This is a genomic window from Streptomyces sp. NPDC005799, assembly GCF_040630525.1.
In the GTDB taxonomy this organism is placed as follows: domain Bacteria; phylum Actinomycetota; class Actinomycetes; order Streptomycetales; family Streptomycetaceae; genus Streptomyces; species Streptomyces griseorubiginosus_B.
The window spans coordinates 1-24,572 of sequence record NZ_JBEXXQ010000064.1; the positions used below are offsets into that span (position 1 = coordinate 1).

The following is a 24,572-nucleotide window of genomic DNA, read 5'->3' on the forward strand; positions in this document are numbered from 1 at the left end:
CACACCGACCACGACGCCCAGATCCCCGTCTCCCCCGAGGCGACGGAACTCCTCTCCGGCAAGCCCACGACCGGATCGGTCACCGTGCCGGCGGGGGAGGTGGCGGTGGTTCGCGAACCCCGCTGACCTGGTCTTCGCCAAGCCCGCTGGCCTGATCGACGATGATGAGGGGGACGGGGACGAGCGATCACCCGAGAGGCGGTGCCATCTTGAGTCGGATCCTGGTGACCGGTTCCGCGGACGGCCTGGGGCGGGCCGCGGCCGCGTCGTTGCTGTCCGCGGGACACGACGTGGTGGTACACGCCCGCAGCCACGAGCGCGCGACGGCGCTCGACCCTCTGGTCGAGCGCGGGGCCCACCTCGTAGTGGGCGACTTCACCGAGCGTGCGGCGGTACGGGACATCGCCGCCGAGCTCAATGACGCCAAGCCGCTCGACGCGGTCGTCCACAACGCGGGCGTGTGGAGCGGACCCGCTGTCATGCCGGTCAACATCGTCGCGCCGTACCTGCTCACGGCCCTGCTGCGCGGGCCGCGGCGGCTGGTGTACCTCAGCAGCGGCTCGCACTTCGGCGGGCGCCCCTCACTCGCCGGCGTCGACTGGCGGGGGCGGGGCGCGGGCTCGTACGCCGACAGCAAGCTGTTCGTCACGACGCTCACCGCAGCGGTGGCGCGCCTGCGGCCCGGGGTGCTGAGCAACGCGGTGGACCCGGGCTGGGTGCCGACGAAGATGGGCGGGCCGAACGCGCCCGACGATCTGGAACTCGGCCACGAGACACAGGTGTGGCTCGCGACGAGCGACGACCCGCTGGCCCTGACCACGGGCGGGTACTGGTACCACCGCCAACGGAGCGAACCGCACGACGCGGTCCACGACGAGGCCTTCCAGGACCGCCTGTTGATGGCACTGGCCGAGGAGACCGGCACGCAGCTGTGAGCGGGCGCAGCGGCTCCTGGACAACGTCACGCGGACGGATATCAGGAGGCCGCGGCTTCTATGAGGACCTTGTCCGCGGTGCCGATTCGGTCGTACTGACCCGCACTTCAGTGCGGGTCACACCAGGTTGCCCCAGGGCCTGTGGTAGGCCAGGTCACCGGCCTTGGGCTCGGCTCCGGCCGGGGCGCCGGAGGTGGACAGCCGAAGGGGCAGATCGGCGATCAGGGTGGTGGTGACGGGATGGCCGTCGATGGTGAGGCGCAGCTTCATGGCGCTGGTCCTGCCGGAGGTCGTGGTCGGTGACGGGCCGGAGTGCGGTGGCCGCAGCACGGGCGTGGGGGCCGGCGCGGCCAGCAGCACGGCGGCGGCCGGTATCAAGAGGCGTCGGGACATTCAGTCGGGCAGGGGCTCGGAGTAGTGGCGGAAGACGTCACGCCCGCTGTGCATGCTGTACAGGCGCTGGGCCAACGCGTCCGGGCTGTTGTGCTCGGCACGATCAGCTGTGCGACATGGATGTTCTCCGGGGCGAGCGCGTCGTGCAGCATGCGGGCGTAGGCACTCTCGCCGGCGAAGGCGATCGAGGTGCCGGCGACGTTCCCGTTGGGCCGTACGGCGCTGTACGCCTCGTGGAATTCCGCCTCGACGTCCCCCATCAACGCCAGCAGGAGTCCGGTCCGGTCGCCGAACCGGCGGAACAGGGTGCCTTTGCCCACCCCAGCCGCCTGGGCGACCTCGTGCATCGTCACATGGTCCGCGCCGCGTTCGGCCACCAGGTCGGCGGCCGCCTCCAGCAACCGGGCGCGGTTGCGGGCCGCGTCGGCCCGCTCCACGACGGCGTCGTCCGGCACCTGTGTCACCGTTGGCTCCGCGGTGGTAGGCGTAGACGCGGCCGTCCTCGATCTGCACGGGGTACACGGGGACGGGGCGCGTCGCCGGCGGGTCGAGGGGGTTGCCGGTGCGCAGGTCGAAGCGGGAGCCGTGCAGCCAGCACTCGACCGTGCACCGCTCCACCTCGCCCTCGGCGAGCGAGACGGCGCTGTGCGAGCACACGTCGTGGATCGCGAACACCTGCTTCTCGGTGAGCACGAGGGAGAGGGGAGTCCCCTGCACCTCGAATCGGCGCGGAACGTCCTCCTCCAGTCCGTCGAACGCGCAGATGTACGTGTAGCCGTCGCTCGGCATCGCTCTCCTGGGTGCGTCCGCGTGATGGTGGCTGATCGCCCACCGTAGCGACGCGACCTCGGCGCGGGACCCTCCCCCAGCCCGAACCTTCCTCGGCACATGGACCTAGGACACCGCCACTCCCGGGGAGGTTCAGGCCGGATGGCCCGGGTCGATGTCCAGCGCGTCGCGGAGCCTGAGCAGTGGACCGTCCGTGCCGCCTCCCCACTGCACCGGTGCCAGGACGAAGCCGACGTGATCGCCTCCGTCGATGTGGCTCTCGACGGTGCCGACGAACCACGCCGCGACCTCGTCCAGGATCGCCGAGCCGCCGTACCCCTGTGTCCACGGTGTCCGGGTGAACTTGTCGGTCCGGTCGCCCGTCCGTCCGCCGAACAGCTCCGCCTGTGCGTGCTGCTCACGGGTCAGCAGATGGACGGCGAGGCAGTCGGCGCGGCGGGCGATGTCGTAGGTGTGGTTGGCCTTGGAGATCCACACCGCGAACCGCGCTGGCTGGATGGAGCACTGGCAGAAGAACCCCACCAGACACCCGGCCCGTTGCCCATCCGCCGAGGCCGTGACCACGCACATGTCGGGGTTCAGCCGGTCGGTGAACGTGTCGATGTCTGTCATGGCTGCCCGCTCCGGATCCTTCGCCGATCGCTCCGCGTACGAGTGCCCGCCTTCCACTCCGGCTCACGGGCGCAAACATGGCCCCGGCGCCCCGGACGTTTTCGGCAGGAAGGCGGGCAGCGCGGTCCCGGGGCGCACATACTCGACACCTGTGGGGCGCGCGGGCGTCGTGCCGACGGGAGGTGTGCGGGCGTATGCGGATACCTGGTCGTCTCGCGGTCGCCGGGCGTCTCGGGGCGTGGCTGCGGGACCACGATCCGGGGCTGGCGGCGACGCGCCGGGCGGGTCGGACCGCGCTGGTCATGCCGGCCCTGTTCGCGCTGTGCAGCCAGGTGTTGCACGCGCCGACGATCGCCACGTTCGCGGCGTTCGGCTCGTTCTCGATGCTGCTGCTCGTGGAGTTCACCGGTCCGATGGTGCAGCGGCTACGCGCCCATATGGGGCTCGCGGTGGCCTGGGCGCTGCTGATCTGTCTGGGCACGCTCGTGGCCCGGCAGACGTGGCTGGCGGTCACGGTCACCGTGGTGGTCGGCTTCCTGGTGCTGTTCGCGGGTGTGGTCAGCTCCGTCCTCGCGGGCGCGTCGACGGCACTGCTGCTGGGTTTCGTCCTTCCGGTGACCTCACCCGGCCCGCTCTCGCAGCTGCCCGACCGGCTCGCCGGCGCGGGCCTCGCGGCGGCCGCCGCCCTGCCCGCGATCTCCCTGCTCTGGCCCCGGCCCACCGCGGACCCGCTCAGCGCGCCCGCCGCCCGGGTCTGCCGCGCGGCCGCCGCACAGCTGCACGCCGACGCGTCCCGGCTCGCCGCCGATCCGGACGCGCCGAGCCCCGCCCACTGCCGCGTGGCCGCCCACGGCGCCGCCACCACGGCCGCCGAGCTGCGCACCGCCTTCGACGCCACGCCCTATCGGCCGACCGGCCTGTCGACCGGGTCGCGGGCCATCGTCCGGCTGGTCGACGAACTGACCTGGCTCAGTGCCATCGTGGCCGAGAGCGCGCCTCCGGACGACGGGAACGCCGGCTGCGACCGGGACGCCCATCGGGTACGACGATCCGCCGCCGAGGTCCTGGAGCGGGCCGCCGATCTCCTGGACGCCCCGCGGTCGGACCCGAAGGCTCTGCGGGCCGCCTCGGCGGAGCTGCGCGAGGTCATGGACGGCATGGAGCACGGGGCCGTCACCCGGCTGCCGGTGCACCGGCCCCGCCCGGGCACGGAGGCGGAGATCCGGGACTTCCTCGGCTCCCTGGACCTGTCCTTCCGCGCGCAGGAACTGGGGTTCGCCACCCTGCAGATCGCCGGCAACGTGGACCTGGCCGCGGCCGCCGAGCGCCGCAGCTGGCCGGAGCGGCTGCTGGGCCTCGAACCCGGTACCGTCGTCCAGCCGCTGGCCTCGGCGCACGAGCGGGCCGCCGCCCACCTCCAGCGCGGCTCCGTCTGGCTGCACAACAGCCTGCGCGGCGCGCTCGGCCTCGGCGTCGCGGTCGCCCTCGCCGACGCCACCGGCGTCCAGCACTCCTTCTGGGTGCTGCTGGGCACGCTGTCGGTCCTGCGCTCCAACGCCCTCAACACCGGCCAGAACGCCGTACGCGCGCTGGGCGGCACCCTCGTCGGCTCGGTGCTCGGTGCCGGGCTGCTCCAGCTGATCGGCGACCACAGCACAGTGCTGTGGTTCCTGCTGCCCCTCGCCGTGCTGGTCGCGGGCATCGCACCCGCCGCCATCTCCTTCGCCGCAGGTCAGGCGGCGTTCACCGTCACGCTGGTCATCCTGTTCAACATCGGCCGGCACCCGGACTGGCACATCGTGCTGCTGCGGATCGAGGACATCGCGCTGGGCTGCGGGGTGAGCGTGCTGGTCGGCCTGTTCTTCTGGCCGCGCGGCGCCACGGCCGCCGTCGACCGCGCCCTCGCCGCCGCCTACACCGACAGCGCGCGCTATCTGGCCGGCGCGGTGCGGTACGCGGTGGGCCGCTGCGCCGGCGGCCCCCCGCCCGTCGCGGCCCCGGAGGAGGAGAACCGCCAGGCGGCGGCCGCGGCTCGGCGCCTGGACGACGCCTTCCGCAGTTATCTCGCGGAGCGCGGCGCCAAACCGGTGCTCCTGGCCGACATGACCACCCTCGTCACCGGCGTCGTCGGACTGCGGCTCGCCGCGGACGCCGTCCTGGGCCTGTGGCAGCGCGCCGGTGAGCAGCCCGACGAAACGGACCGGGTGGACGCACGTCTGGTGCTGATGGGCACCGCGGACCATGTCTCCGTCTGGTACCGCAATCTGGCGACGGGCCTGGACCGCGGCACCTCGGTGCCGGACCCGATGCCCCCGGACCCGGCCGCCGAGGCCCGCCTGGTCACCTCCCTGCGGCGCGATCTGAGCGACGAGGCCGGCAAGGCCACGGACACGGCGGTCCGTATCATCTGGACCGCCGACCACCTCGACGCGGCCCGCCGCCTGCAGTCCGGGCTGGCCGCGGCGGCGAGGCCCGCCGAGACGTGAGACCAGGCCTCACGAGGCCTCTTCACTCGTGCGCTGGACGAGCGTCCTCCCGCCGTGGATCAACGAGGACCTTGGGCCCGGGGCCCGCCTCCGCGGGCCGTCCTCCGGCGAGCACGGCGCCGACCGATTCCAGGCCCACGGTCGCCGCGACGAGCGGTCGCGGATCGACCAGACCCTGCGCGTAGGCCCGGATCGTTGCCGCCAGTCCCGGGGACGCGGACAGCACGCCCACCGCGGTCACGTCCTTCAGGGCGAGCGCGCGGGTGTCGACACGGCTCGGTTCACCGGACAGTCCGATGTACACGAGCCGTCCGGCCGGCTCGACCAACTCCAGTGCCCTGCCCGGCAGATGGGCGGCGTTGGAGGCGTCGACGACGGCGTCGAAGGGCAGCTCGGGAACGGCGTCCTCCCACCACACGTGCTCGAAGCCCAGTGCGCGGGCGAAGGCGAGCGACGGGGCGGTACGGCCCATGAGGTGCACCTCGGCCCCGGCGGCCCGGACGAACATCGCCACGAGCAGCCCGATCGTCCCCGGCCCGAGCACCAGAACCCGGTCACCGGGCCCGGCGCCCGTGGCCCGCGCGGCGCGCAGGGCGTTGCCGCCCGGCTCCACCAGGGCCCCGAGTTCGGCGTCGACGGAGTCCGGCAGAGCGTGCAAGGACGTGGCGGGGACGGCCAGTTGCTCGGCCAGCGCCCCGGGCCGGTTCCCGCGTACGCCGACCTCCTGCCGTTTGTCGCACACGTGCTGGTGCCCTCGCCGGCAGCGGCGGCAGTCGCCGCACCCGAGCATGGTGTCGCCCATGACCCGCCGGCCGATCCACGCGGGGTCGACCCCGTCGCCGACGGCGGCCACGCGTCCGGCCCACTCGTGGCCCAGACGCATGGGGTAGGCGGCGTGTCCCTGGTGGAGGTAGGCCATCGCGCCGCTGAAGAACTCGGCGTCGGTGCCGCAGACACCGGCCCGCTCGACGTCGACGACGACTTCCCCGGGAGCCGCCACGGGTGCCGGGACCTCCTGGACCGCGTACTCCCCCGGTGCGGTCAGGACGAAAGCGCGTATGGCGCGGACGGTCATCGCGGGTGCGGCCCGTTCAGCGGGCCGAGCAGCTTGCGGATGTCGTCGATCCCTTCGGTCAAGGTCTGCACGGGAGTTCGGTAGGCGAGGGCGCTGACGCTCACCGCTCCTGAGGGAGCGGTCGGTGAGACGGCGTAGACGGGCAGGGCGAGGCAGTTGACGCCTGCCTCGTTCTCCTGGTCGTCGAGGGCGTAACCGCGTGTGCGGGTTACCTCCAGCTCGCGGTGCAACTCCTCGGCCCCGCACCTGGTTTGGGGCGTCCGGCGCTCCAGGGGAGCGTCGCCGATCCACCGTCGTACGGCCTCCGGCGTGCTCAACTCGTGGGCGAGCAGCAGCTTTCCGACGGCGGTGGCGTGGGCGGGGTTTCGGCCGCCGACCGTGGAGGTCAGCCGGACGGCGCCGTTGGGCGGGTCGACCTTGGCGCGGTAGACGACCTCGCGGCCGTCGAGGACGGCGTAGTGGGCGGTCTCGCCGAAGCGGGCGGCCAGCGCTTCCAGCACCGGCCGCAGGCGGACGTGTTCGGGGCGCGCTTCGTGGTGGGCGAAGGCCATGCGCAGGAACTCGTCGCCGAGCAGATAGTGGCCGCGCCCGTCCTGATCGGCGAATCCGGCCCGGCGCAGGGCGGCCAGAGCCCGGTGCACGGTGGGTTTCGGGCTGCCCATCGCCCGGGTCAGTTCCTCCAGGCCCACGCCCTCGGAATGCCGGGCGAGCTGCTTGAGGACCGCGAGCACCCGGTCCGACCCCACCAGCCGAGCTCCGCCGACGCGCTCGGAGCCGTCTTCGTCGGGGTCTGTCGATCCCTCATCGCTCTGCGTATGCTCCATGGCGTTCCACAGATTAGACCTGTGTGTCGATTGCCGGAAGGGGCTCGAGGGTGACGCTCCGCAGCGCCCAGTGGTACGAGGGTCAGGACCGCAACGCCTACATCCACCGGGCGTGGATGCGTCGAGGAGGGCCCGAGGACGCGTTCTCGGGCCGGCCACAGATCGCCATCGCCAACACCGCCTCGGATCTGACCCCGTGCAACGCGCATCTCGACGAGGTCGCGGCCTCGGTCCGTGACGGTGTCCACGAGGCGGGCGGCATCCCGCTGGATCTGCCGGTGGTGTCGCTGGGCGAGACCCAGGTGCGCCCGACGGCGATGCTCTGGCGCAACATGGCGGCGATGGCCACGGAGGAGATGCTCCGGGCCAACCCCATCGACGGCGTGGTGCTGCTCGGTGGCTGCGACAAGACGATCCCGTCCCTGCTGATGGCCGCCGGGTCGGTGGATCTGCCCGCGGTCGTCGTGCCGGGCGGCCCGATGCTGACCGGGACCTTCCGCGGGCGTCCGCTGGGCTGCGGTACGGACGTGTGGCGGCTGTCGGAGGAGGTCCGCGCCGGGACCCTCAGCCAGGAGCAGTTCACCCGCTCCGAGTCCGCGATGATCCGCAGCCGCGGGCACTGCAACACCATGGGCACCGCCTCCACGATGGCGCTGGTGGCCGAGGCCCTGGGCACCGTCGTACCCGGAGTCGCCGGAACCCCCGCACCCGACAGCCGACTGCTGCAGGCCGCGCACCACACCGGCCGGCGGGCCGTGGAGCTGGTCGGCGCCGACCGCAGGCCGTCGACCTTCCTGACCAAGGCCTCCTTCCACAACGCGATCGTGGCGCTGGCCGCGATCGGCGGCTCCACGAACGCCGTCGTCCATCTCCTGGCGATCGCGGGCCGGTTGGGCGTCGAGCTGACCCTCGACGACTTCGACCGCATCGGCTCGCGCGTCCCCGTCCTGGTCGACCTCCAGCCCGCCGGCCGCTTCCTGATGGAGGACTTCCACCGCGCCGGAGGCCTCCTCGCCGTCCTGCGCGAGGTCCGCGACCTGCTCGACCCCGACGCGCTGACCGTCACCGGCGAGCCGCTGGTCCACTACCTCGACGAGGCGCCGATCTGGGACGGCGAGGTCATCCGCACCCGCGCCGAACCGCTCGTCGCCGAGGGGGGTATCGCCGTCCTGCGCGGCAACCTCGCCCCCGACGGCGCGCTCGTCAAACCGGCGGCCGCCTCACCTCACCTGCTGCGCCACCGCGGCCGGGCGGTCGTCTTCGACTCCATCGAGGACTTCCATGCCCGCGTCGACGACCCCGACCTCGACGTGGACGCCGACTCCGTCCTGGTCCTGCGCGGCTGCGGCCCCAAGGGCTACCCGGGCATGCCCGAGGTCTCGAACATGCCTCTGCCCAGGAAGCTCCTCGCCCAGGGCGTCCGCGACATGGTCCGCGTCTGCGACGGCCGGATGAGCGGCACGGCGTACGGCACGGTCGTCCTGCACGTGGCTCCGGAAGCCGCGGCGGGCGGTCCCCTCGCCCTCGTCCGCACCGGGGACGTCATCACCCTCGACGTCGCGGCCCGGCGCATCGACATGGACGTATCGGCCGAGGAACTCGCCCGCCGGCCCCCGAGCAAGGCCACCGTCACCGGCTTCGCCAACCCCGGGCGGGGCTGGGAACGCCTCTACGTCGACCACGTCCTGCAGGCCGACACCGGGGCCGACCTGGACTTCCTGGTCGGCTCCAGCGGCTCGGAGGTCAGCCGCGAGTCGCACTGACGGCCGACGGTGACGGTCACTCCGTCGCCGCGACCCCCAATCCGATGGCGATGAGCAGCCCGCCGGTGACCCGCTCCCAGCGGCGCCGCCAGGCCGGACGCTCCAGCACGGACCGCAGCCGGGCCGCGACCATCACCAGGGCCAGCCAGTAGCCGAGGCCGAGGACGATGTCGGCCACGCCGTCGCGCAGCGGGGGCCGTCCTCCCGCCGTGGCATCCGCCGTGCGCCGAGCAGGGCGCGCACCCCCAGGTACACCAGGTAGGCGGCCCCGAGCAGCTTGATGACGGTGAAGGCGTACGCGAACCGGGTCGCGAGGACGGACACTCCCAGGACGGCCGCGCAGAAGTGCACACACAGCCCTGCCCGGGCGCCGAGAGCCGCGGCCCTGCCCACTGCGCGTCGCCGGACGGACGCCCGGACGATGACCAGGAAGTCGGGGCCCGGTACCAGGTAGGCGAGCAGCACCACCCCGACGAACCTCACGAGATCGACCGACATGCCGTCCTCCGCCCTGCCGCCCGCTTACGGGCCGAGCCGAGAACTGCCGTGTTCCACCGGCACGCGAGGGCATGCGGCCGACCTCGTATCGGTGACCGTCAGACGTTACGGCGGTACTGTCCGCCGACCTCGAAGAACGCGTCGGTGATCTGCTGCAGCGAGCAGACCCGGGCGGCGTCCATCAGGACGGCGAAGACGTTGTCGCCGCTGACCGCCGCGTCCTTCAGGGCGGCCAGGGCGGCATGGGCCGACTCCTGGTGGCGGGCCTGGAAGTCGTGGACACGGCCCAGTTGGGAGTGCTTCTCCTCCTCGGTGGCGCGGGCGAGTTCGACGACGGCCGGTTCGGCGGTGTCGGCGTGCGGGTTGCGGAAGGTGTTGACGCCGATCAGCGGCAGCGAGCCGTCGTGCTTGCGCTGCTCGTACAGCATCGACTCGTCCTGGATGCGTCCGCGCTGGTAGCCGGTCTCCATCGCGCCGAGCACACCGCCGCGTTCGCTGATCCGCTCGAACTCCTGCAGGACGGCCTCCTCGACGAGGTCGGTCAGTTCGTCGATGATGAACGATCCCTGGAGCGGGTTCTCGTTCATCGCCAGGCCCCATTCCCGGTTGATGATCAGCTGGATGGCCAGGGCCCGGCGGACGGAGTCCTCGGTGGGGGTGGTGACGGCCTCGTCGTAGGCGTTGGTGTGCAGGCTGTTGCAGTTGTCGTAGATGGCGATGAGTGCCTGCAGGGTGGTGCGGATGTCGTTGAAGTCCATCTCCTGGGCGTGCAGGGAGCGTCCGGAGGTCTGGACGTGGTACTTCAGCTTCTGCGAGCGCTCGTTGGCGCCGTACTTCTCCTTCATCGCCACCGCCCAGATGCGGCGGGCGACCCGGCCCAGCACGGAGTACTCGGGGTCCATGCCGTTGGAGAAGAAGAAGGACAGGTTGGGGGCGAAGTCGTCGATGTGCATGCCCCTCGCGAGGTAGGCCTCGACGTAGGTGAAGCCGTTGGCCAGGGTGAAAGCGAGCTGGCTGATGGGGTTCGCGCCGGCCTCGGCGATGTGGTAGCCGGAGATGGACACCGAGTAGAAGTTGCGGACCTTGTTCTGGATGAACCACTCCTGGATGTCGGCCATCATCCGAAGCGAGAACTCGGTGGAGAACAGGCAGGTGTTCTGGCCCTGGTCCTCCTTGAGGATGTCGGCCTGCACGGTGCCGCGCACGGTCGCCAGCGCGTGCGCGCGCAGCTCGGCCGCTTCCTCGGGGGACGGGTCGCGGCCCTCGGCGGCGCGGAACTTCTCGGTCTGCTGGTCGATCGCGGTGTTGAGGAAGAAGGCGAGGATGGTGGGCGCGGGCCCGTTGATGGTCATGGAGACCGAGGTGGTGGGTGCCACGAGGTCGAAGCCGTCGTAGAGGGCCTTCATGTCCTCCAGGGTGGCCACCGAGACACCGGAGGTGCCGACCTTGCCGTAGATGTCGGGGCGTTCGTCGGGGTCGCGGCCGTAGAGGGTGACGGAGTCGAAGGCGGTGGACAGGCGGGTGGCGGGCTGGCCTTCGGAGAGCAGCTTGAAGCGGCGGTTGGTGCGGAAGGGGTCGCCCTCGCCGGCGAACATGCGGGCCGGGTCCTCGCCGTCGCGCTTGAAGGGGAACACCCCGGCGGTGAAGGGGAAGTGGCCGGGCAGGTTCTCCGCTCGCCAGAACCGCACCAGTTCGCCGTGGTCGGTGAAACGGGGCAGGGCGACGCGGGGGATCTTGTTGCCGGACAGCGACTCGCGGGTGAGCTTGGTGCGGATCTCCTTGTCCCGCACCTTCACCACCTGTTCGTCGCCGGAGTAGGCGGCCACGACCGCGGGCCAGTTCTGGATCTGCTCCGTGATCTCGTACGGCAGCCGCCGCCGCGCCTGGGCCAGCAGTGACCGTACGTCCTCGGCGTCCAGGCCGGCGTCGACGAGCTCGCCCTCGACCGCCGCCAGGCGCTGCACCCGCCGTGCCGCGTCGGCCAGTTGACCGGTGGTGACGTGGTAGGCGCGGATGGAGCCGGTGATCTCGGCGAGGTAGCGGACCCGGTCCGCGGGGACCACCTGGCGGATGCCGGAGGAGTGCCGTACGTCGACCGGAGCCAGCGTGCCCTCGGCCAGCGGCAGTCCCTTCTCGGCCAGGACGGTCTTCAGGTGCTGGTGCAGGGCGGTGACGCCGTCGTCGTTGAAGGTCGCCGCGGAGGTGCCGTAGACCGGCATGTCCTCCGGCCGCTTACCGAACGCCTCGCGGTTGCGGACCAGTTGACGGCCCACGTCCCGCATCGCGTCCTTCGCGCCGCGCCGCTCGAACTTGTTGATCGCCACCACGTCGGCGAAGTCGAGCATGTCGATCTTCTCCAGCTGGGAGGCGGCGCCGAACTCCGGCGTCATCACATACAGCGAGGTGTCGACGAACGGCACGATCGCCGCGTCGCCCTGGCCGATGCCCGGCGTCTCCACGATCACCAGGTCGAACCCGGCGGCCTTCACGACGTCGATCACGTCGGAGAGGTGCTCGGGCAGCTCGCGGCTGCCGCGGGTGGCCAGGCTGCGGAAGAACACCCGGTTGCCGTCCAGGGAGTTCATCCGGATCCGGTCACCGAGCAGGGCGCCCCCGCCGCGGCGGCGGGTCGGGTCGACGGCGATCACCGCGATCCGCAGCTTGTCCTGCTGGTCGACGCGGAAGCGGCGCACCAACTCGTCGGTGAGGGAGGACTTTCCGGAGCCGCCGGTGCCGGTGATGCCCAGCACCGGCACGGTCCGGGCGGTGGCCGCGGCGCGCAGCTGCCCCAGGAACTCCGTGTCCAGCTTGCCGAGTTCGGCGCCGGTGACGGCACGCGCGACGGCGAACCGGTCGCCGACCAGGACGGCGGCGGCATCGGCCGGCTTCGCGTCCCACAGGTCGAAGTCGCAGTCCCGCACGACCGTGTTGACCATTCCGGCCAGCCCCATCCGCTGCCCGTCCTCCGGGGAGAAGATGGTCACCCCGCTCCCCCGCAGCCGGGCGATCTCCTCGGGGACGATGACGCCGCCACCGCCGCCCACCACCCGCACATGCTCCGCCCCCTGCTCGCACAACGACTGGACCAGGTACTCGAAGTACTCGACATGCCCGCCCTGGTAGGAGGAGACGGCCACGCCATGGGCATCCTCCTCGAGGGCCGCGTCGACGACCTCCTGTACGGAGCGGTTGTGGCCGAGGTGGATCACCTCGGCGCCCTGGGACTGGAAGATGCGCCGCATGATGTTGATCGAGGCGTCATGCCCGTCGAACAGGGCCGAGGCCGTGACCAGACGGACGGGGTGCACGGGCCGGTGCAGATCGCTCATGGCGGGGGCCTTCCCAGGGCAGGTCGCGGGCACTGACGAAGAAATAGTAGGACGTCCTAGTAATCGGCGGCCGGAGGGCGGCGTGTGAGGAGCAGCACAGTTACTCGGACGTCCTACCATCCTGTGCCCTCGCCCGGCGTGATCGACGCCCCGTACGCCGCAGATACCGCAGCGCCGACTCGGCCGCGTGCGCTCCGCACATGCCGTGCGCCCCGGCTCCCGGCGGGGTGGCGGCCGAGCAGATGAACACGCCGGGCACGCCCGTGGCGTACGGGTCGAGGGCGGGGCGGGGTCGGGCCAGCAGTTGGCGGACGGTGTTGGCGCCGGTGACGATGTCCCCGCCGACGAAGTTCGGGTTGTACTCCTCGAAGGCGGCGGGCGTGCGCACCGCCTTGCCGACGACCCGGTCGCAAAAGCCGGGGGCGAACCGTTCGATCTGCTGGACGATCGCCTCGGTCGCGTCGCCGTCGTAACCGTGGGGCACGTGGGCGTACGTCCACACCGGGTGGACGTCCCCCGCGGAGCGCGCCGGGTCGGCCAGGTACTGCTGTCCGACCAGCACGAACGGCCGCTCGGGCATCCGGCCGAGGTGGACGGCGTACTCGGCGGCGGCGACCTGCTCGAAGGTCCCGCCGAGGTGCACGGTTCCCGCCCGCCGTGCCGCCTCGTGGGTCCAGGGCACCCCGCCCTCGACCGCGAAATCCACCTTGAACGCGCCCGGACCGTGCCGGAAGCGACGGTAGGCGCGGGCGACCGGGGCCGGCAGCCGGTCGCCGAGCACGTCGGCCACCGCAGCCGGCGCCAGGTCGAACAACACCACGTCGGCGGGCGGGAGTTGGGCCGCCGACCGCACCCGGACACCGGTCTCGATCCGGCCGTCCAGCTCTCCCAGCAGACCCGCCAGGGCATCGCTGATCGCGCGCGAGCCGCCCGCCGCCACCGGCCAGCCGTACCGGTGCCCGGAGGCGATGATCGACACCCCGATGGCGGCGGTGGCCGGGCGGTTCAGCGGCCGGAAGGCGTGCGCGGCGATGCCGCCGTACAGCGCCCGCGCCGCCTGTGAACGCCACACCCGCGCCAGCGCGGAGGCGGGCAGCAGCGACGGGACGCCGAAGCGGGCCAGCAGCAGCGGGTGACGCGGCACGCGGGTCAGGGGGCCCAGGAAGTCCCCGGCCAGCGCGTCGAAGTGCTCACCCAGGGGCCCGAACAGCCGCTCCCAGCGGGAGCCGTCGGGACGGCCGAGCCCCTCGGCGGTCCGCCGCACCGACCGGTGCAGCACGCCCGCCGCTCCCGAGTCCAGCGGGTGCACGCAGTCGATCTCCGGCAGGCACCAGCGCAGACCGAACCGCTCCAGGTCCAGGGTGCGCAGGAAGGGCGAGCCGGCCGCCATCGAGTGGATCGCCGAACAATGGTCGTGCAGCAGGCCGGGCGTGAGCTCGCTGGTGCGGGTACCACCGCCGATGACGTCCGCCGCCTCCAGCACGGTGACGACAACCCCCGCGCGCGCGAGCCGGACGGCCGCCGCGAGCCCGTTGGGACCACTGCCCACGACGACGGCTGTGCTCATGGAAACTCCTCGGCGTGCGAGTCGGGGCGCGGTGGACGGGGGCGAGCCGCGCACGCGGGCTCTTGTGACACCACTGTGACTGGAGCAGTGGCCTCCGTCACAGTCCAACGCCCTCCGGCCTGGTGGAGTTGCCCGAACCGACAAAGATCATGCCGGACAGGGGGCTCATCATCGCCGGACTCGGCGTCTTCGCCATCTGCGCCCTGCTCGTGATCGGCGCGGGTTGTGTGACCGAGTTCCGCGCCCGGAGAGCGCTGCGGTGATCCGTCGCTACGGCGGACCGCTGCTGGTCCATCTCCTCATCGGGCTACCGACCGTCGTCGTGGTGTGGTGCGCCCGTTGGTATGCCGCGTACGGCCACTGCGGGCTCGACGATCTCGAACGGCCCGACCTGGACGGCTGCACCTACGACCAGATCGATCACAGCGGTCCGGTCCTGGGCCTGCTCGTCATCACCGGTCTGTTCGTGCTGGCGCTGCTGGTAATCGCCGTTGTGAGCGTACCTCTCAGACGTGAACGTCCGCTCAGGCCATGGCTGTTGACGCTGCCCGCGGTCCTGCTGCCCTACCTCGCCCTCCAGGTGTTGGCCCGCTGACGCTACCGGTGGTGCGGGGGATGCGGCGGTGGGGGCGGGATGGTGGCCAGGCCGGGGGCCGGTTCGGGCCAGACCAGGAGGACCGGGCAGGGGGCGTGGTCCAGGACGAAGCGGCTGGCGGGGCCGAGGCTGTGCGGGCCCAGATGGGTACGGTCGCCGTCGCGGGCCAGGATGAGCAGATCGGCGTTCTCGACCGCCGCGACGACCTCGCGTTCGACGCGTCCAGTGCGCTCGGTTCGGGTGCAGGGCCGGCCGAGCCGGTCGGCGGCGGCGCGCAGGAGCTGGTCGGCGGAGGCCGCGGCGAGGTGTTCGACGCGGGTGCCGGGATCGCGTTCCGCGTGCCCCCGGCCCAGCAGCCCGGCGAACGCGCCGTGTGCCACGCTCGGCAGGTCCTCCGGGGTGACATGGAGCAGGACGACGTCCGCGTCCTCGAGCGCGTGTCTGCGCGCGGCGTCCACGCACGCGGGCCAGGTGCCCTCGACGATCCAGACGACCACTTTCACGCGGTCAACCTCCTTCGGCGGCGACGGGCGACACGCGGCGTTGAACGGCGATGACTACGACACCCACAGTGCCACGATCCCGCCGCCGGGCAAGGTCATTCGACGCCGAGCATCCTGTCCTCCGCATGCGCGCCGAACTCCGCCACCCGAATCTCCGCCACACGCTCGTACCGCCTGATCCGGTCCGTCCAGGCCGCGTCGACGCCGAAGGCGACCTGGGCGAAGCCGACCCGTGCGACCGCCTCGGCCACACCCGGGTCACCCGGCGCCAGGACGCGGGCCGGGTCGTCCAGCGCGAGGGTGTGCGGGGGCACGAAGAACTCGTCCGGCAGCACCGCACGGGCGTGGACCAGTGCGCCGACGGCCACGACCACGCCGGCGCCGAGCCGTGCGCCCTGCAGCACGGTCGCCGAGGTGGCGAGGTAGGCGCACCGGACCACCTCACAGCCCAGCAGGGTGGCGTGCGGTCCGACGAAGACGTGGTCGCCGAGGAGCACCGGTTGGTCGCCGGCGACCGCGGAGGCACGCAGGACCGCGTTCTCGCAGATCACCGACGCCTCGCCGATGTCGATCCGGGAGCCCTCGGCATCGAGCACCGCGCCGTACATCACCCGGGCGCGCGGCCCGACCCGTACGTCGCCGACCAGCGTGGCGTTCGGTGCCACGTAGGCCGTGGGGTGGACCTGCGGGGCGTGCCCGCGGTGCTCGATGAGGATCCCGTCCTGGTTCACGGTCATACGTCGATTGTTTCCGCCGGCGCGCTCGGCCCCTGGCGGAATTCGGACGTCGTGTCCGCGCCGTCCCCCGGTCAGCCGTCCCGTCGGGCGGTGACGGTGTGCGCGCCCGGGGCCAGTCCGGTGATCGTGACGCGCCCGTCCTCGACACCGACCGTGCCGTCCGACGCGCGGTGCCCGTCCCACACCCGTCGGCCGTGGGCCCGTACGGTCAGACGGCCGCTGTTCCCCGGCAGCGCGACCGTGCCCCGGGTTCCCCGCGGGACCTCCACATCCAGTCGGAAGACCCGTCCTGAGTTCTCCCATGCCACGCGCAGCGCGCCGTGCGGTGTGGGGAGTTGCCCCTGCGCCCAGGTGACGTCGCCGGGTTCGGGGCGCACCTCCCAGGTGGCGTACCCGGGGGACGTCGGCCGGGCGCCCAGCAGGTGGTGGGTCAGTGCCGGGAGGACACCGGTGGACCAGCCGTGGGCCATGCTGGTGTAGGCGTCCTCGTAGAGCGAGCCGCCCGGGCCGATGCCCTCCCAGTTGGTGATGCCGGGGTCATGGGCGTCCATCCATCCGTAGATGCGCCGGATCTGGTCGAGGGCGGAGTCGGCGCGTCCGGCGGTGAAGCGGGCCACGATCTCCGGGTACGACGTGAAGGCGTAGACGCGCTGCGAGGCGCCGTCGAAGATCGTGTCGTTGTCCATGAAGGCGTTGCCGTACGGGCGCCTGGTGGTGGCGTCGAGATGGGCGAGCGCGGACTGAGCGCGGTCGGTGTCGGCGACGCCGGCGGTGACGGCGAGGGAGTTGCCGTCCTGTGCGTGCCGGACGGCCCCGGTGCCGGAGTCGAGATAGGCGCCCGAAATCGCGTCCCACAGCTGGGAGTTGATGGCGTCCTTCACGGCGTCGGCCCGCTGCGTCCATCGTGTCGCGTCGGCCTGGTGGCCGAGCAGGCGGGCGAGCTGGGCGGCGTCCCTGAGCGCCTGGACGTAAAGAGCGTTGTAGTAGGTGACCCTCCCGGTGCGTCCGAGGAAGGCGTAGTCGCCGTAGCCGCCGGTGTTGTTGAGTCCCTTGCTGAGCAGTCCGGACTCGTCGGTGACGCTCGGGTACCAGGTGTCCAGGACCTTCAGCAGGTTGGGGTAGTAGCGGGTGGCGTAGGCGCGGTCCCCGGTGTAGAGCACGTAGTCCCAGCTGCAGGTGACCCACCATAGCGGATAGTCGAACAGCGGGAGGGTGTAGGCGGCGATGGAGGCCGGCGGGATCCAGCCGTCCGTGCGCTGGTGGTCGGCGAGGTCGGCGAGCACGTTGCGGGCGGCGGCCGCGGTGTCGTCGTGGGTGAGGTACAGGGTCCGGGCGGAGACGGCGAGATCGCCGACGTACGGGTCGCGGTCGCGTTTGGCCCCGTCGTGCAGGACGAGCTTGCCCTCCAGGGAGGCGGTCCAGGCGTTGCGCGGGTCGACGTCGTCCTGGCGGAAGGTGTCGGTGACGAGTTCGTTGGTGTAGGCGGCGCCGTACCAGTAGCGGTTGAGGTCGTCGTCGGAGCAGAGGAACCAGCCGCGGTAGGTGGCGGGGGTGCCGACGTAGGCGGTGAAGTCCAGGCTGACGGAGTCGATTTCGACGGTTCCCCAGGGTTGCGCGGCCGGGGCGTCGGTCGCCAGTGCGTCGAGGGTGATGCGCAGGTAGCGGAAGCCGTGCAGTCCGTCGGCGTAGACCTTGTCGCCGGACTGCAAGCCCTTGTGGTCGGTCCAGTCCGCGCCTTTGGCCGGTACGGCGAACTGGTCGGTTCCCTGGGCCGCGACGCCGGACTGGTCGGAGCGGGTGAAGTCGGAGCGGTCGGTGAGGAACTGCTTGGTCTCGGAGAACGCGAGGCGTACGCCGGGCGAGTTGTCGGAGGCGGAGGTGAAGCGGACGCGCGGGTACCCCACGACGACCTTGCCGAAGTCGACCGTCACGCTGGGCGCCACGACCGGTTGGACCGCCTCGGGCCAGACCTCGTTGATCCGGGTGAACGCCCCGCGCGGGGTGTCCTGGACGGCGGTGACGGTGACGCGGACCTGGGTCGTCGAGAACGTCGTGGTGAAGGGCACCGCCCGCTGGATGACATCGTTGTCGGAGATCGTCGCGACGGTCTGCCAGGCACCGTTGACCCAGACGTCGACCGTGAAATCGGTCGGCACGCCGTCGCTGTTGGAGATCACGGTGATGCCGGACATGCTCCGCGGCTGCGGCAGGGTGATGATCAGCGTGTCGGGGAAGGCGGCGATCGTGTCGTCGTTCCAGAAGGTGTCGGGGCTGCCGTCGATGGCGTTGGCGGCGTCGTAGGTGCGCGGCTGACCGTCGTTGCCGTTGTTCCCGGCGTGCGTGGAGGACGCCGAGGCCTGGGTGCCCTCCGGCCAGCGCGGGGCGGGGGCGGACTGCGGACGGCGCAGGACGGTTCTGGCGCCGCCGGGCTTCAGCAGGGCCTCGGGCTTGCGGACGTCACCGGCCGAGGCGAGGACACGCTCGGGTCGCACGGTGCGGGACGCGGGGCCTTGGACGTAGTGCTGCCAGCCCGTGCCGATGCGTGGAGGTCTGGTGGTGGCCGTTCCGGTGTCGGCCGCCGCCGGGGTCACCGTGGGAAGTCCGGCGGTCAGAGCGACGGCTCCGGCGCCGGCCGCGAGGACCGTACGACGGCGGGGGCCGGGTTGTGCAGGGTGCTCCGATGGGCTGGTGGATGTCATGGCACCTCGTCCCTCACAGGCGGTTTGAAACGATTCAATACGCTGGGGCAGGGCGACGTTATCTCAAGTCCGGTATCCCGTACAGGGATTGTGCAGCGCTTGACCCCATGCAGGAGGTCAATGATCGCTAAGCTCGCCGACCGTGAAACAGCGGCGGCAGAAGAAGCTTTCCCGTCATCTCTTCGCGGCGATACTGGCCGCTGACCCGGCACGGGTGGCGGCGCTGCTGCGCGTGGGCGCGCACCCGGAGCGAGCGGACAGCGACGGCACCACCCCTCTGTATCTGGCGTCCGTGCAGGGTCAGTCCGAGATCGCGCGCCTGCTGCTGACCGCAGGTGCCGCCCCGGACGGGGAGAGCCGGGGAGTCGGGGCGGAGGGCACACCCTTGTGCGCGGCCTCGTGCTGGGGGCACAGCAGGACCGTGCGTGAACTCTTGGCGCACGGAGCCGACCCCAACCTCCGTGAGGACGGCGGAAGAGGCTGGACGCCCCTGGACTGGGCGAACCACGGCCCCCATCCCGAGACCGCGGAACTCCTCATCGCGGCCGGAGCACGCCCCGCAAACGGACCCAGCCTCACGGAATTTCCTGCTCCGCCCAGATGATCTTTCCCTCGGGTGTGTAGCGGGCGCCCCAGCGGTCGGTCAGCTGGGCCACGAGGAAGAGGCCGCGGCCGCCCTCGTCCGTGCTGCGGGCGTGTCGCAGGCGGGGGGCCGTGCTGCTGGAGTCGGCGACCTCGCAGGTCAGGTTGGTGTCGCGGATCAGTCGCAGACGTATGGGCGGCTCGGCGTAGCGGATCGCGTTGGTGACCAGTTCGCTGACGACGAGTTCCGTCGTCATGGCGAGGTCCCGCAGTCCCCAGGCCTCCACCTGGCGGGTGGCCCGCGCGCGGAGGTCGGCGACGGCGGCCGGGTCCACGGGCACGTCCCAGGAGGCGACATGGTCCGCGCCCAGAGTGCGGGTGCGGGCCAGGAGCAGGGCGATGTCGTCGGGCTGCGGTCCGGGGACGAGCTGCTGCACCGCGGATGTGCACAGCGTGGGCAGGTCGGCGCCGGAGCGGGTGAGCGCCTCGGCCAGGCGGGACATGCCGCGCTCGATGTCGCCGTCGGATCCCTCGATGAGACCGTCGGTGTAGAGGCCGATCAGGCTGTTCTCGGCGAGTTCGATCTCGGTGGCCTCGAACGCCATGGCGCCGAGTCCCAGCGGCGGTCCGGCCGGCGGCTCGGGGAAGGAGACCCGGCCGTCGGGTGCGACCACGACGGGCGGGGGGTGTCCGGCGCGGGCCATGGTGCAGCGACCGGTGACCGGGTCGTAGACGGCGTACAGGCAGGTCGCCCCGAGGAAGGCGGTCATGCTTCCCTGGGCCGGCCCCCCGTCGGTCTTCTCGGCGCTCAGCCGGAGGACGAGGTCGTCGAGGTGGGCCAGTAGTTCGTCGGGCGGCAGTTCCATGTCGGCGAGGGTCTGCACCGCCGTACGCAGCCGGCCCATGGCCGCCGCGGCGGTGATGCCGTGTCCCACCACGTCGCCGATGACGAGACCGACCCTGGCCCCGGACAGCGGGATCACGTCGAACCAGTCGCCGCCCACACCGTCCGTGGGGTCGGCCGGCAGATAGGCGGAGGCCACCTCCAGCGCGGTTCCGCCGGAAAGGGCCTGCGGCAGCAGACTGCGCTGCAGGGTCACCGCCGCGGTGTGTTCGCGGGTGTAGCGGCGGGCGTTGTCGACGCACAGCGCCGCCCGGGCCACCACTTCCCGGGCCAGCAGCACGTCGTCCGGCTGGAAGGGGACCGGGTTGAGCGAGCGGAGGAAGGTGGTGATGCCGAGCGCGGTGTTGCGTGCCCGCATCGGTACGGAGATCAGCGAGTGCAGGCCGAACTCGCGGATCCTCTGGGCCCGTTCGGGCTCCTCTGTGACCCACTCCTTGGCCGAGGGATCGATGACCGGGAGCAGGATCGGCTCACCGTCGATGAGCAGACTCAGATCATGTGTCGGCGGCAGGAAGCCCGCTTGCTCCCCGATCCGCACCACGGCCTCGGGACAGCCTTCCCGCACCGAGCTCATCCCGGCGCGCCGCAGCACCGGCTGGGCGGGTGCGGGCCCGGCGTCCGTCAGCCACGCCCCGTGCCCCTCGGTGCTCAGGACGGGCTCCAGGAGATCGACGACGACGAAGTCCGCGAACCGCGGTACCGCGAAGTCGGCGAGTTCCTGGGCCGTCCGCATGACGTCGAGGGTGGTGCCGACGCAGGTGCCGGCCTCGTTGACCAGCGTCAGCAGGCGCCGCGCGGTCCAGCGCTCGGTGACGTCCTGGACCATGTAGCAGACCCCGGTGACGGCCTCCCCCGCGTCCACCAGGGGGAAGAAGGACGTGGAGTACGCGCGCTGGCGGTGCGGATCGGCCCAGCTCCAGCCCAGGTACTCATAGTCGGTGACCGGGACTCCGCTGTGCAGGACCTTGCGCATCAGCCCTTCGAGGGTGGCCGCCTGCAGCCCCGGCAGCAGCTCGCTCAGCCGCCGCCCGAGACGCTGTTCGCGCGGCACGCCGCCGAAGCGTTCGAGGGTGTCGTTGAGCCATACGTAGCGCAGCTCCCGGTCCATCACCGCCATGCCGACCGGGGAGCGGGTGAGGAACCCGTCGAGCACGGACTGACCGATCATCCACTGCTGGCGCCGCTCCCGCGCCGAGAGCAGGAAGCACTCGCTCGCGCCGACCCGGAACGACGCGGAGACGCGGAGGTCCGCGTCGACGGACCGTCCGTCGCGGTGCCGCAGCGGGACCAGGCCGTTCCACCCCATGCCGGCGCGGCAGCGCTGCACCACGCCGGCCACCCGAGCCGGGTCCCTGGGGACGTCCAGCAGACGGGCGGCGGAGGTGCCGACCATCTCGGCGGCAGGGTGGCCGAGCAGCGCTTCGGCGGCACGGGTCCACCCGAGCACGACCCCCTGAGCGGTGACGACCGCGGCCGCGTCGCTGGACGCATCGAGGAGATCGCGCGGTGCCGCGGGCGTCGGCCCGTCGGGCTCGTCTCGCGCTGGATCCATGGGTGCCATCCGGGTGCCGTCCTGTACACCCCCATGTTCCTGCTAGTCCGCCCGATGCGCATGGGCCTGACGGACCCGGTTGTCGGCGCTCCCCCGCTTCCGCCCGTCCGGAAGCGGAGGGACCATGGAGGGACCGCTGGTCGGAACCCGGGTGTGCGACGACGCCGGCAAGGGTCGCCGGATCCTGCGGAACGGTGGAGGTGCTTGCCGGATGACAGCCGAATCCTTCGCGCCGGACGACGATGCGACCGGCGTCGACTCACCCCCGCCGACCGGTCTGCTGGACCTCCTGAGCGTGGCCGCGACGGTCGTCGACGCCGACGGGCGCATCGTGTTCTGGACCCCGCAGGCCGAGGAATTGTTCGGGTACTCCGCGCAGGAGGCGCTCGGAAAGTACGCGGCGCGGCTGTTCATCCACCCCGAGCATCTCAAGGCCGTGGTCAGGCTGTTCACGGAGGTGCTGCGGACCGGGCGGAGCTGGGCCGGCGCCTTCCCGATCCGGCACAAGGACGGCAGCACCCGGGTCATGGAGTTCCGCAACATGCGGCTGCAGGACGACCTCGGGGACGTCTACGCGCTGGGCATCGCCGCCGACCACGACCTCCTGCAGCGCGTCGAGACCGACCTGGCCCTGTGCGACCGGCTGATCCGGCAGTCCCCCATCGGCCTGGCCCTGCTCGACCCCGACCTGCGCTATCTGCTGGTCAACCCGGCACTGGAGCGCATCGACGGCGTCCCCGCCGAGGAGCACGTGGGCCGGGGCCTGCGGGAGACCCTGCCGCTGCCGGACATCGACACCATCGAGTCCGCGCTGCGCCAGGTGCTCACCACCGGCACGCCGCTGCTGGACCAGTACCACGTCGGCCGTCCGCGGACCGACCCCGAGCACGAGCACGCCTGGTCCATGTCGTTCTACCGGCTGGAGGACCCCGGGGGCCGGGTCCTGGGCGCGGCCGCGTCGGTCGTCGACGTCACCGAGCGGCACCGCGCGGCGGCCGAGGCCGACCGGGCGCGGCGCCGGCTCGCGCTCATCGCGGACGCCTCGGTGCGGGTCGGGACCACGCTGGAGGTGGAGGAGACCGCCCGGGAGTTGGCCGAGATCGCCGTCCCGCAACTGGCCGACGTGGTCGCCGTCGACGTCCTGGATTCGGCGCTGTCCTGCCGCCGCTCCCGCAGACCGGACGACGGACCCGAACTCTTCCGCGCCCTCGCGCTCAAGGCGGCCCATCCGACGGTGGCCCTGCGCGCCGCCGACCCGCCCGGCGGACTGGCCGCCTATGAGGGCGACCGGCTGGTCACCCTGTGCGTCCACAGCGGCCGCCCGGTCCTGGTGCGGCATGTCGGCGAACAGGACCTGCCGCGCATCGCGCGGGACGCCGAGGCCAGCTCGTTGCTGGCCCGGGCAGGCGTCCATTCGTACCTCGCGGTACCGCTGATCGCCCACGGCGAGGTGCTCGGCGCGTTCGACCTCAAACGGACCCGCAATCCGCTGCCGTTCGACGAGGACGACGTCGTGCTGGCCGCCGAGCTCGCCGGGCGCGCGGCGGTGGCCATCGACAACGCCCGCTGGTTCCAGAGCGTGCGCAACACCTCCCTGACCCTGCAGCGCAGCCTGCTGCCCGATCATCCGCCGCAGCACGCGGGGCTGGAGCTGGCCTCCCGCTACCAGCCCGCCCAGGCCACCAGTGAGGTCGGCGGCGACTGGTACGACGTCATCCCGCTCGAGGACGACAAGACCGCGCTCGTCGTCGGCGACGTCATGGGCAACGGCATCGACGCCGCGGCCACCATGGGCCGGTTGCGCACCGCCACCTGTGCCTACGCCGACCTCGATCTCGAGCCCGCCTCCGTGCTCCGCCACCTCGACAAGATCACCTGCGATCTGGAGCACTACATCGTCACCTGCCTCTATGCCGTGTACGACCCCCACACCCGCCAGTGCCTGCTCGCCAACGCCGGCCACATGCCGCCCGCGCTGGCCGGCCCTCATCACGCCCCGAAGCTGCTCGACCTGCCCTCCGGCGCACCGCTCGGTGTCGGCGGCATCACCTTCGAGACCACCACGACCCGCCTCGATCCCGGCGATCTGCTCGTCCTCTACACCGACGGCCTGGTCGAGACGCGGCACCACTCCATCGACGACCGTCTGCAGACCCTGCTCGGCTTCCTCGACGAGCCGCACCGCCCGCTGGAGGAGACCTGCGACCTCCTGCTCTACGGCCTGCGCCACCCCGACGACCACGACGACGTCGCTCTCCTCGTCGCCCGGGCACTGTAGGGAACCAGGGCGGCGGACCGGCGTTCTCGTTCCTGAGAGGCGATGAGGGGAACCATGAGCGACAAAGCCCGCAAGCTGTTCGAGGCGCTCGACCTCGACCACAACGGGACCCTGACCCGCGATGAGGTGATCATCGCGCTGTGGAGCAAGGGTCCCACGCTCGCCGCGTCGGGGGACCTGCCGTTGTGGGCGCTGGGAGACGCCGACGCCTCCTCCGCCCTCTTCGACGCCGCCGACCAGAACGGGGACGCGGCCGTGACGCTGGAGGAGTTCTCGGCAGTCGTGGACCGTCGCTTCGGCTGGAGCTGAGCGAAAGAGCGACGGCAACCCCCTCCGGCTGTCCGAGAGTTGAGGCCCGAACACCTCGCTCGTTCGGCCTGTCGGACATCGTTCGAAACCTCTTGACGGTGGCATGACCTTCGATTGACACTCTCGCAACACGACGTCACTC

21 protein-coding genes and 2 pseudogenes are annotated in these 24,572 nt (G+C 71.9%); 9 read left to right on the forward strand and 14 right to left on the reverse strand.

The window, feature by feature from the left end; all coding sequences use genetic code 11:
- Positions 1 to 21 precede the first annotated feature (21 nt).
- Positions 22 to 126 carry a hypothetical protein gene (locus tag ABZ453_RS42190; protein WP_359024017.1) on the forward strand — a complete coding sequence of 35 codons (105 nt, stop codon included), beginning with the start codon at positions 22 to 24 and terminating at the stop codon, positions 124 to 126.
- A gap of 83 nt (positions 127 to 209) precedes the next feature.
- A complete protein-coding gene (locus tag ABZ453_RS42195) occupies positions 210 to 935 on the forward strand; it encodes an SDR family NAD(P)-dependent oxidoreductase (RefSeq protein WP_359023924.1) in 726 nt (241 codons plus the stop codon).
- Positions 936 to 1,052: 117 nt separating this feature from the next.
- Here the strand turns inward: ABZ453_RS42195 and ABZ453_RS42200 are convergent, their stop codons facing one another.
- From ABZ453_RS42200 to ABZ453_RS42215, 4 genes and pseudogenes are all read right to left on the reverse strand, one after another.
- Positions 1,053 to 1,328 carry a cyclophilin-like fold protein gene (locus ABZ453_RS42200; protein ID WP_359023926.1) on the reverse strand — a complete coding sequence of 92 codons (276 nt, stop codon included), beginning with the start codon at positions 1,326 to 1,328 and terminating at the stop codon, positions 1,053 to 1,055.
- 257 nt (positions 1,329 to 1,585) lie between these two features.
- A pseudogene (locus ABZ453_RS42205) lies at positions 1,586 to 1,792 on the reverse strand (helix-turn-helix domain-containing protein); the annotation flags it as partial.
- 37 nt (positions 1,793 to 1,829) lie between these two features.
- A pseudogene (locus ABZ453_RS42210) lies at positions 1,830 to 2,117 on the reverse strand (non-heme iron oxygenase ferredoxin subunit); the annotation flags it as partial.
- A gap of 132 nt (positions 2,118 to 2,249) precedes the next feature.
- The gene (locus tag ABZ453_RS42215; protein WP_359023928.1) at positions 2,250 to 2,729 is read right to left on the reverse strand and encodes a flavin reductase family protein; all 480 of its coding nucleotides are present in this window, start codon (positions 2,727 to 2,729) and stop codon (positions 2,250 to 2,252) included.
- A 194-nt stretch (positions 2,730 to 2,923) separates the two neighbouring features.
- Between ABZ453_RS42215 and ABZ453_RS42220 the strand changes: the two genes are divergently transcribed.
- Positions 2,924 to 5,215, forward strand: a complete 2,292-nt coding sequence (locus tag ABZ453_RS42220) for an FUSC family protein (protein ID WP_359023930.1) — start codon at positions 2,924 to 2,926, stop codon at positions 5,213 to 5,215.
- Positions 5,216 to 5,237: 22 nt separating this feature from the next.
- On the opposite strand, the gene ABZ453_RS42225 is transcribed toward ABZ453_RS42220, so the two are convergent.
- Positions 5,238 to 6,290 carry an alcohol dehydrogenase catalytic domain-containing protein gene (locus tag ABZ453_RS42225; RefSeq protein ID WP_359023933.1) on the reverse strand — a complete coding sequence of 351 codons (1,053 nt, stop codon included), beginning with the start codon at positions 6,288 to 6,290 and terminating at the stop codon, positions 5,238 to 5,240.
- A complete protein-coding gene (locus tag ABZ453_RS42230) occupies positions 6,287 to 7,114 on the reverse strand; it encodes an IclR family transcriptional regulator (RefSeq protein ID WP_359023935.1) in 828 nt (275 codons plus the stop codon). Before ABZ453_RS42230 ends, ABZ453_RS42225 begins: the two co-directional genes overlap by 4 nt.
- Positions 7,115 to 7,164: 50 nt before the next feature.
- On the opposite strand from ABZ453_RS42230, the gene ABZ453_RS42235 reads away from it, so the two are divergent.
- Entirely contained in the window at positions 7,165 to 8,877 is a 1,713-nt protein-coding gene (locus ABZ453_RS42235) for an IlvD/Edd family dehydratase (RefSeq protein ID WP_359023937.1), read from the forward strand.
- 16 nt (positions 8,878 to 8,893) lie between these two features.
- Here ABZ453_RS42235 and ABZ453_RS42240 read toward each other — a convergent pair whose 3' ends face one another.
- The 4 genes from ABZ453_RS42240 to ABZ453_RS42255 all read right to left on the reverse strand — a co-directional run bounded on the left by ABZ453_RS42240 (position 8,894) and on the right by ABZ453_RS42255 (position 14,271).
- A complete protein-coding gene (locus ABZ453_RS42240) occupies positions 8,894 to 9,055 on the reverse strand; it encodes a hypothetical protein (protein ID WP_359023939.1) in 162 nt (53 codons plus the stop codon).
- Positions 9,010 to 9,375, reverse strand: a complete 366-nt coding sequence (locus tag ABZ453_RS42245) for a LysE family transporter (RefSeq protein ID WP_359023941.1) — start codon at positions 9,373 to 9,375, stop codon at positions 9,010 to 9,012. Before ABZ453_RS42245 ends, ABZ453_RS42240 begins: the two co-directional genes overlap by 46 nt.
- A 98-nt stretch (positions 9,376 to 9,473) precedes the next feature.
- Positions 9,474 to 12,704 (reverse strand): fused isobutyryl-CoA mutase/GTPase IcmF, encoded by a 3,231-nt coding sequence (icmF, locus tag ABZ453_RS42250; protein ID WP_359023944.1) that lies wholly within the window; start codon positions 12,702 to 12,704, stop codon positions 9,474 to 9,476.
- Between the two features lie 100 nt (positions 12,705 to 12,804).
- A complete protein-coding gene (locus tag ABZ453_RS42255; RefSeq protein WP_359023946.1) occupies positions 12,805 to 14,271 on the reverse strand; it encodes an NAD(P)/FAD-dependent oxidoreductase in 1,467 nt (488 codons plus the stop codon).
- A gap of 128 nt (positions 14,272 to 14,399) precedes the next feature.
- On the opposite strand from ABZ453_RS42255, the gene ABZ453_RS42260 reads away from it, so the two are divergent.
- The gene (locus ABZ453_RS42260; protein WP_359023948.1) at positions 14,400 to 14,534 is read left to right on the forward strand and encodes a hypothetical protein; all 135 of its coding nucleotides are present in this window, start codon (positions 14,400 to 14,402) and stop codon (positions 14,532 to 14,534) included.
- A complete protein-coding gene (locus ABZ453_RS42265) occupies positions 14,531 to 14,866 on the forward strand; it encodes a hypothetical protein (protein WP_359023950.1) in 336 nt (111 codons plus the stop codon). The genes ABZ453_RS42260 and ABZ453_RS42265 overlap by 4 nt, the downstream gene beginning before the upstream one ends.
- 2 nt (positions 14,867 to 14,868) lie before the next feature.
- Here the strand turns inward: ABZ453_RS42265 and ABZ453_RS42270 are convergent, their stop codons facing one another.
- The 3 genes from ABZ453_RS42270 to ABZ453_RS42280 form a co-directional block, all read right to left on the reverse strand.
- Positions 14,869 to 15,369: a universal stress protein gene (locus tag ABZ453_RS42270; protein WP_356773302.1), complete on the reverse strand. Its 501-nt coding sequence runs from the start codon at positions 15,367 to 15,369 to the stop codon at positions 14,869 to 14,871.
- Between the two features lie 95 nt (positions 15,370 to 15,464).
- Entirely contained in the window at positions 15,465 to 16,106 is a 642-nt protein-coding gene (locus tag ABZ453_RS42275) for an acyltransferase (RefSeq protein WP_359023952.1), read from the reverse strand.
- A 71-nt stretch (positions 16,107 to 16,177) separates the two neighbouring features.
- On the reverse strand, positions 16,178 to 18,805 hold the full coding sequence (locus tag ABZ453_RS42280; protein WP_359023954.1) for an alpha-L-rhamnosidase C-terminal domain-containing protein: 2,628 nt from the start codon (positions 18,803 to 18,805) through the stop codon (positions 16,178 to 16,180).
- Positions 18,806 to 18,947: 142 nt separating this feature from the next.
- Here ABZ453_RS42280 and ABZ453_RS42285 point away from each other — a divergent pair, with 142 nt between their 5' ends.
- Positions 18,948 to 19,409, forward strand: a complete 462-nt coding sequence (locus ABZ453_RS42285) for an ankyrin repeat domain-containing protein (RefSeq protein WP_359023956.1) — start codon at positions 18,948 to 18,950, stop codon at positions 19,407 to 19,409.
- Here the strand turns inward: ABZ453_RS42285 and ABZ453_RS42290 are convergent.
- The gene (locus tag ABZ453_RS42290; RefSeq protein ID WP_359023958.1) at positions 19,381 to 21,843 is read right to left on the reverse strand and encodes a SpoIIE family protein phosphatase; all 2,463 of its coding nucleotides are present in this window, start codon (positions 21,841 to 21,843) and stop codon (positions 19,381 to 19,383) included. The two genes, ABZ453_RS42285 and ABZ453_RS42290, sit on opposite strands and share 29 nt — an antisense overlap.
- A 211-nt stretch (positions 21,844 to 22,054) precedes the next feature.
- Between ABZ453_RS42290 and ABZ453_RS42295 the strand changes: the two genes are divergently transcribed.
- Complete coding sequence (locus tag ABZ453_RS42295) at positions 22,055 to 24,121, forward strand: SpoIIE family protein phosphatase (protein WP_359023960.1); 2,067 nt, start codon at positions 22,055 to 22,057, stop codon at positions 24,119 to 24,121.
- Positions 24,122 to 24,175: 54 nt separating this feature from the next.
- Entirely contained in the window at positions 24,176 to 24,430 is a 255-nt protein-coding gene (locus ABZ453_RS42300; RefSeq protein ID WP_359023962.1) for an EF-hand domain-containing protein, read from the forward strand.
- The last annotated feature ends 142 nt before the right edge of the window (positions 24,431 to 24,572 follow it).